Raw genomic sequence first — 14,974 nt, 5'->3', positions numbered from 1 at the left:
TGATATCCCTCCTTTTGTTGATGTTCGCATAAAAAACAATAGGTCATACGTGAAAGTACAACCTATAAATCATTACACGAATTTTATCTATGTGGATAAGTATATAATAAGGATAAATAACAGTTTTAGACAATATCCACCAATTGTGGACAAGATTTATTAACCTGCGTGGATAACTTATCCACATGTTATTAACAATTTGTGGATAAAATTTAAGTGTGGATAACTTGTTAAGGTGAAAACAAAAATATAATACCAGATAATATCGAGGTTAGCAATGGTTTTTAGAGGTTTATCCACAACCTAAACAACCTGTGGTTTAAAAATGTCCACAGGTAGTGGGTTTGTGCAAATCCTGTCAATATATGTTGTGGATAAAAGTTTTTTTGTCGAAAAGTATCCACATTTTTATAAAAGTAGATTTAGAGAAACCATTCATAGAAAAATTCTATGGTTAAAATTGTTAGTTTCCATTTTGAAGAAGTTCCATTATAATTTTGATCTGTAGTTGACAAATTTTAAATGGATTCTTTATAATAGTAATACTGTGTTTTTAGAAGCTAATTCCTCGAGGGAGGTGTAATATATGAAAAGAACATATCAACCAAAAAAACGTAAGCATAGTAAAGTACACGGATTCCGTGCACGTATGAGTACTTCAAACGGTCGTAACGTACTTGCTCGTCGTCGTCGTAAAGGAAGAAAAGTATTATCAGCTTAAGCCACTGACATCTCAGTGGCTTTTTTTCTCATTAAAAAAGAAATGCGCAAGTGCCTTGCTCAGCTCCGTATGGACTGGACCGGTTCTGACTTATCGTAGGGAAGAAACGGGAAGTTCGCTAGGAGCTAGGCGTTGGAGCTAGACAACTATCTAACTTCAAAGATTGCTTTTTTTATAAAATAGAATATGACTTTCTCGAGGTAAGCTTGTTTTGTAACGGGACAAAAGCTAAAATAGTCAAAGTAGCAAAGGACCAGGTTGATGGGAATGATGAAACACTGACAACCACTTCCTATTTAAAGATCATTTGAAGGTGTAGCGGATGAGAAAAGAGTATCGAATTAAAAAGAATAAAGAATTTCAGGATATATTTAAAAAAGGGAAATCTGTAGCAAATAGACAGTTTGTTTTGTATACATTAAAACAACCTGAGCAAGCACATTTTCGTATAGGGCTTTCTGTTAGCAAGAAAATAGGAAATGCTGTTACGAGAAATAGAATTAAAAGATATATTCGACAGGTTTTTCATGAATTAGATGAACAGATACATAATGAGTGGGATTATATCATCATTGCCCGTAAACCTACAGCAGAAATGGACTTCTTTGAAGTTAAACAAAGTCTTACGCATGTATTAGGGTTAGCTCGTGTTTTGAAAAAGTCAAAGAATATGTCGAAAACTGTAGAATTAGAAAAGAGAACCCATTAAATTGTAAATATTTTTCTTCTACTATTTTTACATTTTTAAAAGCGTTTCCTAGTAAAAGGTGGTAGAATGAAATCTAGGCAAAAATAACAAGTGAAAAAATTTAAAATAAAAGAACCCAAGTGTTTTAAGGAGGAAAATACGTTTGAAGAAGCGAACTGCGTTAATAATCGGTCTTATTCTTATTGTAGCTTTCTTATCAGGCTGCACAGAAACAAATGAACCGATCACTTCTGAAAGTGAAGGATTTTGGAATCAGTATATCGTCTATCCACTTTCGCTATTAATTATAAAAGTAGCCGAGTTTGCGGGTGGAAGCTTTGGTTTATCCATTATTATTGTAACGATTCTGATTAGACTAGTCATTTTACCGTTAATGATCAAACAAACGAAAAGTTCTAAAGCCATGATGGCCATACAACCGGAATTGAAAAAACTTCAAGAAAAATATAGTTCGAAGGATCAAAAGACACAGCAAAAATTGCAACAGGAAACGATGGAACTATTCCAAAAACATGGTGTTAATCCAATGGCAGGCTGTTTACCGTTATTTGTACAGATGCCAATTTTAATTGGAATTTATCATGCGATTATGAGAACACCTGAATTGCAACAACATGCAAACTTCCTATGGTTTGACTTAGCAGCACCTGATCCAATATTTTTACTTCCAATCATTGCGGGGGTTACAACCTTTATCCAGCAAAAAATTACGATGGTTGGTATGGAGAACAATCCGCAAATGGCGATGATGCTTTGGTTAATGCCTATTATGATTGTTGTGTTTGCTATTAACTTCCCAGCTGCGCTCGCTCTATACTGGGTAGTGGGGAACTTATTTATGATTGTTCAAACGCTTTTAATTAAAGGGCCAGATATGAAAAAGGCAAAAGAAGCTGCCAATGCGGGAGGAGCGAAAAAGTAAGTGAAACAGATTACTGCTACAGGACAAACTGTCAAAGAAGCAGTGGAATCAGCTTTAGCTCAGTTACAAATAACAGAGGATCGTGCAGAAATTTCTATTGTTGATGAAGGTAAAAAAGGGATCTTCGGGATTTTTGGATCACGTCCCGCTGTTGTGAAGGTATCCGTCATTATTGACCCTATTGAAGAAGCAAAGAAATTTTTGCAGGTTGTAAGTAAAGAAATGGGTGCTCCGATCACAATTGATGTAGACCAAAGTGGAAAACAGGTCAAATTTGTATTATCGGGTGAAAAAATTGCCTTATTAATAGGGAAAAGAGGGCAAACTTTAAATTCATTACAGTATTTGACTCAACTTGTGATTAATCGCTATTCCAAACATTATTTACATGTAACACTGGATGCTGAGCATTATAGGGAGAGACGGAATGAAACATTGGTCCATTTAGCACAGCGTCTTGCTCAAAAAGCTGTCCAAACGGGGAAGCAAGTAGCTTTGGAACCAATGCCATCCTATGAGCGAAAAATTATTCATACTGCTTTATTGGAAAATAAAAAGATTAAGACATATTCTAGCGGTGAAGACCCACATAGACATATCATCATAGCGCCAAAATAATATGAAATGGTAGGCACCGAAGCTAGACGTCTTAATTTAGCTTCAATAAATACTCTCATGACATAAAAATACTCCTGAAGTCTTTTCAGGAGTATTTTTATGTCTTTTTAACTTCCTTCAGCAGCGGGATCCTAATTCAAAAAGTGACGAGATGAATGCATGCTTTTATCAATCCAGTGGGGGTCCAAATTCTGGCTGAATGAAGTGAAAGCTTCCGGTGGATGTCTTGGATTTTTTAAATAAATTTCTCAAGTGAGATCAGAGATTGTATCCGGATGCAAATTCGACGGGTGAATTTGATACTATGTTTTTAGATATGAAAGACTGAATGAATGTGGATAATTCATACGTGATTTATTGTTATTCACATGTGGATAAGTTAAAATGGAATAATGGTAATCTTGTGCTTGTGTATAAGAAAATTAATATTAGACTGGATGATAGGTTTGAAAATGAACTTAGAGTATGGTCTTTTAGGTAGGTGTAAAAGAAGAAATGGAATTTGATACAATTGCAGCGATTTCGACGCCGATGGGTGAAGGAGCTATCGCTATTGTTCGATTAAGTGGAGATGAGGCTTTTCCTATAGCTGAGAAGCTTTTTAAAAGTATAAATGGTAAAAAAATAACGGAGGAAAAATCGCATACGATTCATTATGGTCATGTCGTGGATCCAATGACATTAGAAGTAGCAGAAGAAGTCATGGTTTCGATTATGCGAGGCCCTAGAACTTTTACAAAAGAAGATGTGGTGGAAATTAACTGCCATGGTGGGTTAGTTTCGGTAAATAGAGTATTACAGTTATGTTTAAAACATGGAGCAAGACTTGCGGAGCCTGGTGAATTTACGAAACGGGCCTTTTTGAATGGAAGAATCGACTTATCTCAGGCAGAAGCAGTCATGGACTTGATTCGTGCAAAAACGGATCGAGCTATGAATGTAGCGTTAGGGCAAATGGAGGGGAGATTATCTAGGCTTATTCAAAGACTACGGCAAGAAATCCTTGAAACATTAGCTCAAGTTGAGGTAAATATAGATTATCCTGAATACGATGATGTCGAAGAAATGACCCATAAGATGCTTAAGGAAAAATCTGAGTATGTAAAAAAAGAAGTTCAACGTTTATTGCAAACCTCTCAGCAAGGGAAAATTTTACGAGAAGGATTGTCTACGGTTATTGTAGGTCGACCGAATGTCGGAAAATCCTCTCTTTTAAATAGTTTGGTACAAGAAAACAAAGCGATCGTGACGGATGTTCCTGGCACAACTCGAGATGTAATTGAGGAGTATGTGAATGTACGAGGTGTCCCACTAAGGTTATTAGATACAGCCGGGATCCGTGAAACAGAAGATATCGTAGAAAGAATAGGTGTTGAACGGTCAAGACAGGTTCTGAAAGAAGCGGATTTAATTTTATTAGTTCTTAATTATTCAGATGAGTTAACGCCTGAGGATGAAAAACTATTTGAAGCAGTAGCCGGTATGGACGTGATTGTTATTGTCAATAAGACAGACTTGCCACAGAAAATTAATATGGATCGAGTACAACAGCTTGCAGGCCATCATAAAGTGATCACAACGGCGATTATTGAGGAAAAGGGAGTTGAAGAGCTTGAACAAGCGATTGCAGACCTTTTCTTTACGGGCTCTATTGAAGCAGGAGATATGACGTATGTATCTAACAGTCGCCATATCGCTCTATTGAATCAAGCCTATCAGTCCATTAATGATGTTTTAGAAGGAATTGAGTTAGGTACTCCAATTGATATTCTGCAAATTGATTTAACAAGAACATGGGAATTACTTGGGGAGATTATTGGTGATACTGTACAAGAAAGTTTAATTAATCAATTGTTTTCACAATTTTGTTTAGGAAAATAGTGATTCGGAACACGAATAAAAGTTTCGCAACCCGTTCTGAGGTTTTTCGGAAGGCCTTCGAAGGGTTCCGAATGTCCGCTATAGAAGTAGATTTGTTTTTTATTAAGAAAGTATAAGTTTTTTGAAATTTGATTATGTATAGCGCAAGCAGTCATCCCCCTCTATTCGCCACAAGCTTGTCTAGTGTCGGCTCCTAGTGCTCGGGTCTAGTCAAGTACTTCTAAAGGCAAAGAACGCCTTAAGAAGTACTTGTCAAGACATAAGTCCCTGGGTAGTCACCTATACATTTCTTACAATTCGTCAAGAAGATTAAAGATCAATCTTCTTGACGACTCGTCTTGTGCAGACTTCAGGGGGAGCATGCGCTTGCGCTTTTCAAAAGGGAGGCACTTTTATGCAATATGATGCAGGAAGTTATGATGTGATCGTTGTAGGGGCGGGACATGCAGGCTGTGAGGCAGGACTTGCAGCTGCACGTCTCGGTGCCAAAACATTAATGGTCACGATCAATTTAGATATGGTTGCCTTTATGCCTTGTAATCCATCTGTTGGTGGACCGGCAAAAGGGATCGTAGTAAGAGAAATTGATGCACTCGGTGGTGAGATGGCAAAAAATGTAGATAAGACCTATATTCAAATGAGAATGTTGAATACAGGCAAAGGTCCTGCCGTTCGAGCCTTACGAGCTCAAGCAGATAAAAATGCTTATTCAATGGAAATGAAAAAGACACTTGAAGGTCAAAAGAATCTCACATTAGTTCAAGGAATGGTTGAGGAGCTAGTTGTTGAGGACGGCATTTGTAAGGGAATTATTACGCAGACGGGGGCTGTTTATTCAGCTAAAACTGTCATTATTACGACAGGTACGTATTTGCGTGGTGAAATTATTCTCGGTGAATTAAAGTATTCAAGTGGTCCCAATAATCAGGTACCATCGATTAAACTGTCTGAGAACCTACAGGAGCTGGGTTTTAATCTAGTTCGTTTTAAAACAGGAACACCACCAAGAGTAAATAGTCACTCAATCGATTACAGCAAGACCGAAATTCAACCAGGTGACGATGTTCCACAAGCATTCTCATATGAAACAACGAAATATATAACAGACCAATTGCCATGTTGGCTTACTTATACGAATGAAACGACACATTCCATTATCAATGAAAATCTTCATCGTGCTCCTATGTTCTCTGGCATGGTAAAAGGCACGGGGGCTCGTTATTGTCCTTCGATTGAGGATAAAATTGTCCGTTTTAGTGATAAACCGAGACATCAAATCTTCCTTGAGCCTGAGGGGCGTAATACAGATGAGGTCTATGTTCAAGGGTTATCGACGAGTATGCCTGAAGATGTCCAGCATCGGATTTTAAGAACGATACCAGGCTTAGAAAACGCTCAAATGATGCGAGCAGGATATGCCATTGAATATGATGCAGTTGATCCATCACAATTATGGCCTACATTGGAAACGAAGATTATTAAAAACCTTTATACAGCAGGGCAAATTAATGGGACATCCGGATATGAAGAGGCTGGAGCTCAAGGGCTAATGGCAGGGATTAATGCCGGATTAAATGCGTTGGATAAAGGGGATGAATTAATTCTAAGTCGTTCAGAGGCCTACATTGGAGTTTTAATTGATGATCTTGTTACAAAGGGGACAAATGAGCCTTATCGATTACTAACTTCAAGAGCGGAATACCGACTACTGCTGCGACATGATAACTGTGACTTACGCTTAACTGAATATGGATATAAAATCGGACTCATTTCAGAAGAACGTTATGAGAAGTTTAAAGTGAAAAAGGCGGCAATTGAAACTGAGATTAAACGTTTAAAGAACTTGATTTTAAAGCCAAATGAACAGGTACAAGAGCTAATCAAGAGTGTTGGCGGAAGTGGACTTAAAGATGGAATCAGAGCTTCTGATTTATTAAAACGACCTGAAATGAATTACGGTCATATTGAATTACTTGCTAAAAGTGACCAAGAGCTTGATTACGAGGTAAAAGAACAAGTAGAAATTCAAATAAAATATGAAGGTTATATCGAAAAGTCATTACAGCAAGTAGAACGACTCAAAAAAATGGAGGATAAAAAAATCCCCGAAAATATCGACTATGACGCAATAACAGGAATCGCTACAGAAGCTAGACAAAAATTGAAAAAAATCCATCCACTATCCTTAGCACAAGCATCACGAATATCGGGTGTTAATCCTGCTGATATTTCAATTTTACTTGTCTATTTGGAGCAAGGAAAGATAGCACGAGTATCTAATGAATGAAAGATAAAGATATAACGGTTTAGCTTTTACTTTTTTTTGCTGTGTTAAAGGTAAATGTTGATTTAGAACTACTGTTGATTTAGGGAAAGCACGAAGACTCTGCGGGGGAATTGCTATCCCAACACAAAAGTGTCAAGGTAGCTCAGGTGTAGCTGAGCGGAAGGTGAAGTGTATGAAATGGAAATCAACAACGGAGTTTAACCGAGCATTTCTTTTAGAAAGGATTGACCCATGAATAAGGAACAGTTTATTACAAGTTTAGCGGAGAAAGGGATTGCTCTTACTCCGCTCCAAGTACAGCAATATGAATCCTATTATGAAACGTTGGTTGAATGGAATGAAAAAATGAATTTAACCGCTATTACAGAAAAAGAGGATGTTTATTTAAAACATTTTTTTGATTCCGTTACAGCTGGATTTTATTACGATTTTAATCGTCCACTTAAGATTTGCGATGTTGGGGCCGGTGCAGGTTTTCCTAGCATACCAATTAAAATTGCCTTCCCAACGATAAAAGTAACAATTGTTGACTCGCTTAATAAAAGAATAAACTTTCTTCAACATTTAGCAGATGGGCTAAAATTGGAAAATGTCCAATTTATCCATGACCGTGCAGAAACCTTTGGTCACCTCCCTGAACATCGAGAATCCTATGATGTGGTGACAGCAAGGGCTGTTGCAAGAATGTCTGTATTAAGTGAACTATGCCTACCGTTAGTCAAAAAGGGCGGGGTATTTATTGCGATGAAAGGTGCTGGAGGGGGAGAAGAACTTCAGGCTGGCAATAAGGCTATTTCATTATTAGGAGGACAAGTAAAAGAGTCATACTCCTTTACCTTGCCTGTGGAGGAAAGTGAACGGAATATTTATATCATTGAAAAGGTAAAGTCTACTCCAAAGAAGTACCCTAGGAAACCCGGTACACCAAATCGAAGCCCAATTGAATAGTGTACCCTTTTCTATCAAATTATGGCATAATTTTTAATAGACATGAAAAATATTAGGATAGTGATAGAAGGACTTGTCATTTTTTTCAAGAATAAATAGTATAGGGACTTTCATAAAGGTGGTGCAGGGTGATGAAAAATTCTTTTTCACGACTTTTTGGACTAGGTGAAAAGGAAGAACGGGAAACAATAGAGGAGTCAGTTGAATCTGCCGAACTAGACGAAATGGTAGAAAATGAAGAAGTTAAAAAAATTCCAATAGATCAAATTATCCCAAATCGGTTCCAGCCAAGAACCGTTTTTGATGATGAAAAAATTGAAGAATTAGCTCGTACAATCCATACCCATGGAATTATTCAACCCATCGTTGTTCGAGAGTTTGATCCAAAAAACTTTGAAATTATTGCTGGTGAACGACGATGGCGTGCGATGAAAAAACTAGGCTGGGATTTAGTCCCGGCAATTGTTAAAAATTTTAATGATACGGAAACGGCATCCGTTGCATTAATTGAAAACTTACAAAGAGAAGAGCTCTCACCAATTGAAGAGGCCATGGCCTACGGAAAACTGCTCGAATTACATCAGTTAACACAGGAAGCATTAGCCCAGCGCTTAGGAAAAGGTCAATCAACGGTTGCAAACAAGCTTCGCTTACTGAAGCTTCCTCAAGAAGTACAGGATGCACTCTTAAATAAAACCATTACGGAAAGACATGCACGAGCACTTATTCCATTAAAAGATCCCGAAAAACAAATCAAATTGCTGCATGAAATGATTGAAAAAAATCTCAATGTAAAACAAACAGAAGATCGTGTTGCCAAATTACTTCAGCAAAATAATGAGAAACCAAAGCCAAAAAGAAAAGCATTTAGTAAAGATATGAGAATAGCGGTTAATACCATCCGCCAATCATTATCTATGGTTTCAGATAGCGGGATTAACCTTGACTCAGCAGAAGAGGAATTTGAGGATTATTATCAATTTACAATTAAAATACCAAAGAAAAAGTCTTAATGATATTTTTTATTCTCTTAAACTACTTTAATATATACCTCAGATATGAAAAGAAACTAAACATGTGGATTTTAGTTTCTTTCTTTTTTGCAAATCATTGATTCCAAATATCCATCTATTATTTTATTAATCATGATAAAATAGATAATATGATTTACAATCTTAAATTCTTGTAAATTAGATTTTCCTTAAAGCCTCCGGCGGATGTCTCGGATTTTTTAAAGGAAATTCGACGGACAAATTTGATTGATTTCCATGGAAATAAAGGTAGGTGACAACATGGGCAAGGTGATATCAATAGCCAATCAAAAAGGCGGCGTTGGAAAAACGACCACTTCTGTTAATTTGGGTGCCTGTTTGGCTAATATTGGTTATAAAGTGTTAATGGTTGATATTGATCCCCAAGGTAATGCTACTAGCGGAGTTGGTATTGAAAAAGCGGATGTTGACCAATGTATTTATGATGTATTAGTAGATGATGTAGAGGCAAGTATTGTTATTAGACCGACAAATGTTGAAAACTTATATTGTATACCAGCTACAATTCAATTAGCTGGAGCGGAAATAGAATTAGTTCCAACCATTTCAAGAGAAGTTCGTCTAAAACGAGCACTTGAAGGTATCAAAGATGATTTTGATTATATTATCATAGATTGCCCTCCTTCATTAGGGCTACTGACATTAAATGCACTTACTGCTTCTGATTCCGTTATGATCCCTGTTCAATGTGAATACTATGCATTAGAAGGTTTAAGTCAGCTTTTAAATACAGTTAGGCTCGTTCAGAAGCATTTGAATGAGGATTTAAAGGTTGAAGGTGTTCTTTTAACGATGCTTGATGCTCGTACCAACTTAGGGCTACAGGTCATTGAAGAAGTGAAAAAGTATTTTCAAGATAAAGTGTATAAGACAATTATTCCGAGGAATATCCGTTTAAGTGAGGCTCCAAGTCATGGAGAACCAATTATTGTTTATGATCCTAAATCTCGTGGTGCAGAAATGTATATCGATTTAGCAAAGGAAGTGGTGACAAATGGCTAAAGGTCTAGGAAAAGGTTTGGATGCAATCTTTTCTAAAACGGATATTACGGAAATAGGAAAAGAGGAAGTCATCAGAGAAATAAAGACTTCAGAATGTAGACCTAACCCTTATCAACCACGGAAATTTTTTGATGCAGTCGCGATTGAAGAATTGAAACAATCCATTATTGAACATGGGATTCTTCAACCTTTAATTGTTCGTAAGTCTATTAAAGGTTATGAGATTGTGGTTGGTGAAAGACGCTTCCGTGCTGCCAAAGAGGCTAAATTAGACAAGGTTCCAGTCGTTGTACGGGAACTTTCAGAGCAGCAGATGATGGAACTGGCTGTTCTAGAAAATCTACAACGCGAAGATTTGACACCGATAGAAGAGGCATCAGCCTATCAACTGCTATTAGAAAAATTAAAAATTACGCAAGAGGAATTAGCCAAACGGTTAGGAAAAAGTCGCCCACATATTGCCAATCATGTTCGGCTACTCTCGCTTCCAACAAAGATTCAAGAGTTAATTTCTGATGGAAAAATTTCGATGGGTCATGGTCGTGCCCTTCTAGGACTTCGCAAGAAGGAAGCTCTCCCTTCTGTAGTTGAAAAGGTTATTAATGAAGGATTAAATGTACGTCAATTAGAAAAGTTAATTCATCAATTAAATGAACCTGTTTCACGTGAAACACAAAAACCGGTTCAAGAAAAAGATATCTTTATCAAAGAGCAAGAATCAAATTTAAGAAATCGATTTGGAACACCTGTTACCATTAAGCAGAGTAAAAATAAAGAAAAAGGGAAAATCGAAATTGAATTTCTCTCAACAGAAGATTTAAATCGGATTCTAGAATTATTAGAAACCCACTAATGATAAACCATCATAAATGAGATGGTTTATTTTTTTGTATTGGGCTCCATAGCCTAGTGAATAGTGAATTCCCGTTTCTTCCACAACCATTACGATAACATCGATTCGCCCTGTCGTGCCTATCGTTTTTCCTCTTGCGCTTTTCTCATTTAGTGATAATATGTTCATATTCATTTTGAAATTTTTCTTATAGAGATTATGGGGTGGAATCAATGGTTCTGTTAGGTACGATCGTTAATAGTGCACTTATTATTGCAGGGGCCTTTTTAGGAAGGGTTCTTAGTAATATTCCAGAAAAAACAAAAGAGACGGTCATGGGTGGAATTGGACTCGCCGTCATTGTGATGGGACTGCAAATGGGCTTTGAAAGTAATAATTTTCTTATTGTTATATTAAGTATTGTTTTCGGAGCGATTTTAGGAGAGTTTTTTAAATTGGAAGACCAATTGAATAATCTCGGGCTTTGGTTAGAAAAGAAATTGGGAAAGATATTGAAGTCAGGTGGTAGTATTTCACAAGGTTTTGTATCTGCTACATTGATCTTTGTCATTGGTGCCATGGCCATTCTAGGGGCTTTAGATAGCGGAATTAGAGGTAATCATGATATCTTATTCACAAAAGGGATTCTTGATGGTTTTACGGCTCTTATTTTAACAACAACTCTAGGGTTAGGTGTATTATTTTCAGCAGTCCCTGTCTTCTTATATCAAGGTTTGATTGCCTTATTTGCCACTCATATTAATCAGATGGTTCCTGCTGCATTAATGGATCAATTTATTACTGAGATGACAGCAACTGGTGGAGTGATGATTTTGGCAATCGGTCTAAACATGCTAGGGTTAACCAAAATCCGTGTTGCAAATCTTCTTCCGGGAATATTGATTGTTGCGATTATTGTGACCCTTCTCCATTACATGAACTAATCATTTTTAAAGAAAGGCCGCTTTCATACAAATTTGTTAGAAAGCGGCTTCTGTTAAGGGGTTTTTTCTTGTTCTTTATTAAGTATCTGTTGAAGATCCACAAATGTAGGTTTTCGATGATAGTGTAGGCTAGTTTGGTAGATTCCATTCGCAATGGTTTTTGCCATTTCCATGACAAGATGTAATCTTGTATTCTGCAAAACGAAATACTCCATAAATCCACTAACATTGACAATTCCTGTTATATGAATGTTACCTACTTCAGGAAGCTCTTTATTAACTCCAGTACCTGGTTTAACAGGACCATTTGCAATTTGTATGATTCCAACACTTTTCATTCTTCCTAAGCAAGCATCAATTCCAATAATAAAGGGATTGATATGAGTCAGTTGAATTTCTTCGATTCTATCTGCTAAATTTAAAGCATGAATGGGATCATCTAAAGTTCCGTACACATGAAAGGGATGAGGTTTTTTATCCTTGAGCAAGGTTCCAATTAATGGTCCTAAGGAATCTCCTGTTGATCGGTCTGTTCCAATACATACAAAAACAATAGGTCTTGAGCTCAATGTTGAAGGCAATTGTGCAAATAAAGCTTTGGAAACTAAATTTTGTGCATCCTGTTCGTTATGATGTATTCTAACCTCTCCATTTTTTGATTTATGAAATAAACTACTGTTTGATTTAAACAAGCACTTCACCCCTATTGTTAAGAAGCTAGGATAAATATTTGGGAAGTTTATGGTCTCTGTATGTCTAGGATTCCTACTCGAGAATCGCTTCTTTTAGTTTTACTATCATTATACGGTTTTTTTTTATTTTCTATACGTAACTGCTATACTAAATTTAAAATAAAAGATACTTATGCTTAAATGATCCTTTTATAAGGAATCGTTTTGTCCTTTTGTCTTTAATTGATACGAAAAAAACATCCCCAATATTTTGTGGAAAAGCGCTAGAGGAGGAGTTTAGAAATGGAAGAAAAAGAATTTGGATTGAATGATATTGTTGAAATGAAAAAAGCTCATCCCTGTGGAACCAACCGTTGGAAAGTAATTCGACTAGGGATGGACATTCGCATCAAATGTGAAGGCTGCGCCCATAGTGTTTTAATTCCAAGGAAAGAATTTGCTCGTAAAATGAAGAAGATATTAGTGAAGCATGAAGAATGAGATTTGCCCTTTTTCAGTAAAAAAACTATAATGGTGTGTGTTTATTATTCTTCAATATATTCATTTTATAATTTAAAAATTAGAAAGTGGTCTAGCTGCAGCGCCTAGCGTCTAGTGGACTTCCCATCCTTCCGCAACGATTGCGTCAACATCGATTCACACTGTCGTGTTCATCGTGTTTCCTTTATCTTGTGGAGGAACATCGACTAAAAACCGCAACATCTTGTTGCGAACGTCGATGTCTGCACATCCTGTGCAAGTCAGTCCACACTCTGCTTAAGCAATGCGCTTCCGCTTTTAATTTAGGGAGTGACGAGGATGGCTTTAACAGCTGGAATAGTGGGTTTACCGAATGTGGGAAAATCTACGTTATTTAATGCAATAACACAAGCAGGTGCGGAATCTGCCAATTACCCCTTTTGTACGATCGATCCTAATGTAGGAGTCGTAGAGGTTCCCGATGCTCGGTTGAACAAATTGACTGAGCTTGTCGTACCAAAGAAAACTGTGCCAACAACCTTTGAATTCACGGATATTGCCGGAATTGTTAAGGGAGCTAGTAAAGGAGAAGGATTAGGGAATAAATTCCTATCCCATATTCGTGAAGTAGATGCCATCTGTCAAGTAGTGCGTTGCTTTGAAGATGAAAATATTACCCATGTTGCTGGTAAAGTAGACCCAATTGATGATATTGAAACGATTAATATCGAGTTAATTCTCGCTGATATGGAATCTGTTGAGAAACGAATCGGTCGTGTTGAAAAATTAGCGAAACAAAAGGATAAAGAGGCGGTTATTGAATTTAGTGCGCTTCAAAAGTTAAAAGAGGCATTTGAAGCAGAAAAGCCTGCAAGAACGGTAGAATTTACAGAGGAAGAAGAGAAGTTTGTTAAAGCCCTGCATCTCTTAACTATAAAACCGGTTCTTTATGTAGCCAATGTTGGAGAAGATGACGTAGCAGATCCGTCAGAAAACCAATATGTCCAAATGGTAAAAGAATATGCTGCTAAAGAAGGGGCAGAGGTTATTACCATCTGCGCCAAAATTGAGTCTGAGATTGCTGAACTTGAAGGCGAAGAAAAAGAAATGTTTCTTTCAGAGTTAGGCATTGAAGAATCAGGATTAGATCAGTTGATTCGAGCAGCTTATAGCCTGCTTGGACTAGCTACTTATTTCACAGCAGGTGTTCAAGAGGTTCGCGCTTGGACTTTCCGGAATGGGATGAAAGCACCTCAGTGTGCCGGAATCATTCACTCTGATTTTGAGCGAGGTTTTATCCGAGCAGAAACCGTTTCTTACGATGATCTTGTGGAATATGGTAGCATGACTGCTGCTCGTGAAGCAGGCAAAGTGAGACTGGAAGGGAAAGAATACATTGTAAAAGATGGCGACATCATGCTATTCCGTTTCAATGTATAATATTATTTTAAAATTATTTTGATGAACATTGATTATCCTTATCTAATGTGATATAATTTGAACTTGCGAGTAATGAAAATTGCTCCTTGCCCGTTTAGGGCCGTTTAGACCAAAAGGAGGTGAACGTGATGAGAAAGTACGAAATTATGTACATCATCCGCCCAAATATTGAAGATGAGGCTAAAAAGGCTCTTATTGAGCGTTTTGACGGAATCTTAACTGATAATGGTGCGGAGATTGTAGAATCAAAAGAATGGGGTAAGCGTCGTTTAGCTTACGAAATCAATGATTTCCGTGATGGTTACTATCAATTAATTAAAGTTAATGCAGAACCAGCGGCTATTGAAGAGTTCAATCGTTTAGCAAGAATTAACGAAGATATCATTCGTCAAATTGCTGTTAAAGAAGAAAAATAAACTGATATAGAGGTTTTCGATTTTACATGTTTTTCCGTATAAAACATGTAC

Annotated in this window: 16 protein-coding genes; 14 read left to right on the top strand and 2 right to left on the bottom strand. The window is 37.0% G+C overall.

Features of this window, described 5'->3' with window-relative positions:
• The first annotated feature begins 586 nt into the window (after positions 1–586).
• The 10 genes from rpmH (at position 587) to Q5760_RS25470 (ending at position 10,993) form a co-directional block, all read left to right on the top strand.
• A complete protein-coding gene (rpmH, locus tag Q5760_RS25515; RefSeq protein WP_428910286.1) occupies positions 587–721 on the top strand; it encodes a 50S ribosomal protein L34 in 135 nt (44 codons plus the stop codon).
• Positions 722–1,043: 322 nt separating this feature from the next.
• Positions 1,044–1,430 (top strand): ribonuclease P protein component, encoded by a 387-nt coding sequence (gene rnpA / locus Q5760_RS25510; RefSeq protein ID WP_428910285.1) that lies wholly within the window; start codon positions 1,044–1,046, stop codon positions 1,428–1,430.
• Positions 1,431–1,572: 142 nt separating this feature from the next.
• Complete coding sequence (spoIIIJ, locus tag Q5760_RS25505; protein ID WP_428910284.1) at positions 1,573–2,352, top strand: YidC family membrane integrase SpoIIIJ; 780 nt, start codon at positions 1,573–1,575, stop codon at positions 2,350–2,352.
• Positions 2,353–2,970, top strand: coding sequence for an RNA-binding cell elongation regulator Jag/EloR (gene jag / locus Q5760_RS25500; RefSeq protein WP_428910283.1), 618 nt, complete (start codon positions 2,353–2,355; stop codon positions 2,968–2,970).
• A gap of 495 nt (positions 2,971–3,465) precedes the next feature.
• A complete protein-coding gene (mnmE, locus tag Q5760_RS25495) occupies positions 3,466–4,851 on the top strand; it encodes a tRNA uridine-5-carboxymethylaminomethyl(34) synthesis GTPase MnmE (RefSeq protein ID WP_428910282.1) in 1,386 nt (461 codons plus the stop codon).
• Between the two features lie 394 nt (positions 4,852–5,245).
• Positions 5,246–7,138, top strand: coding sequence for a tRNA uridine-5-carboxymethylaminomethyl(34) synthesis enzyme MnmG (gene mnmG / locus Q5760_RS25490; RefSeq protein ID WP_428910281.1), 1,893 nt, complete (start codon positions 5,246–5,248; stop codon positions 7,136–7,138).
• A gap of 231 nt (positions 7,139–7,369) precedes the next feature.
• Positions 7,370–8,086, top strand: a complete 717-nt coding sequence (rsmG, locus tag Q5760_RS25485; RefSeq protein ID WP_428910280.1) for a 16S rRNA (guanine(527)-N(7))-methyltransferase RsmG — start codon at positions 7,370–7,372, stop codon at positions 8,084–8,086.
• Positions 8,087–8,217: 131 nt separating this feature from the next.
• Complete coding sequence (noc, locus tag Q5760_RS25480) at positions 8,218–9,099, top strand: nucleoid occlusion protein (RefSeq protein WP_428910279.1); 882 nt, start codon at positions 8,218–8,220, stop codon at positions 9,097–9,099.
• A 279-nt stretch (positions 9,100–9,378) separates the two neighbouring features.
• The gene (locus tag Q5760_RS25475) at positions 9,379–10,140 is read left to right on the top strand and encodes a ParA family protein (RefSeq protein WP_428910278.1); all 762 of its coding nucleotides are present in this window, start codon (positions 9,379–9,381) and stop codon (positions 10,138–10,140) included.
• Complete coding sequence (locus Q5760_RS25470; RefSeq protein ID WP_428910277.1) at positions 10,133–10,993, top strand: ParB/RepB/Spo0J family partition protein; 861 nt, start codon at positions 10,133–10,135, stop codon at positions 10,991–10,993. The genes Q5760_RS25475 and Q5760_RS25470 overlap by 8 nt, the downstream gene beginning before the upstream one ends.
• On the opposite strand, the gene Q5760_RS25465 is transcribed toward Q5760_RS25470, so the two are convergent.
• Entirely contained in the window at positions 10,979–11,167 is a 189-nt protein-coding gene (locus Q5760_RS25465; RefSeq protein ID WP_428910276.1) for a hypothetical protein, read from the bottom strand. The genes Q5760_RS25470 and Q5760_RS25465 overlap by 15 nt on opposite strands.
• 38 nt (positions 11,168–11,205) lie before the next feature.
• On the opposite strand from Q5760_RS25465, the gene Q5760_RS25460 reads away from it, so the two are divergent.
• Complete coding sequence (locus Q5760_RS25460; protein ID WP_428910275.1) at positions 11,206–11,916, top strand: DUF554 domain-containing protein; 711 nt, start codon at positions 11,206–11,208, stop codon at positions 11,914–11,916.
• 53 nt (positions 11,917–11,969) lie between these two features.
• On the opposite strand, the gene yyaC is transcribed toward Q5760_RS25460, so the two are convergent.
• Positions 11,970–12,608: a spore protease YyaC gene (yyaC, locus tag Q5760_RS25455; protein ID WP_428910274.1), complete on the bottom strand. Its 639-nt coding sequence runs from the start codon at positions 12,606–12,608 to the stop codon at positions 11,970–11,972.
• Positions 12,609–12,890: 282 nt separating this feature from the next.
• Here yyaC and Q5760_RS25450 point away from each other — a divergent pair, with 282 nt between their 5' ends.
• The 3 genes from Q5760_RS25450 to rpsF all read left to right on the top strand — a co-directional run bounded on the left by Q5760_RS25450 (position 12,891) and on the right by rpsF (position 14,923).
• Positions 12,891–13,088: a DUF951 domain-containing protein gene (locus tag Q5760_RS25450; RefSeq protein WP_428910273.1), complete on the top strand. Its 198-nt coding sequence runs from the start codon at positions 12,891–12,893 to the stop codon at positions 13,086–13,088.
• A 318-nt stretch (positions 13,089–13,406) separates the two neighbouring features.
• Complete coding sequence (ychF, locus tag Q5760_RS25445) at positions 13,407–14,507, top strand: redox-regulated ATPase YchF (RefSeq protein ID WP_428910272.1); 1,101 nt, start codon at positions 13,407–13,409, stop codon at positions 14,505–14,507.
• A gap of 128 nt (positions 14,508–14,635) precedes the next feature.
• Positions 14,636–14,923 (top strand): 30S ribosomal protein S6, encoded by a 288-nt coding sequence (rpsF, locus tag Q5760_RS25440; protein WP_428910271.1) that lies wholly within the window; start codon positions 14,636–14,638, stop codon positions 14,921–14,923.
• Positions 14,924–14,974: the final 51 nt, after the last annotated feature.

It is taken from the genome of Niallia sp. Kr1 (genome assembly GCF_050389805.1).
GTDB lineage: Bacteria > Bacillota > Bacilli > Bacillales > Cytobacillaceae > Bacillus_BD.
The sequence above is the reverse complement of the archived record's forward strand: the minus strand, read 5'-3'. Positions and strand labels throughout refer to the sequence as shown.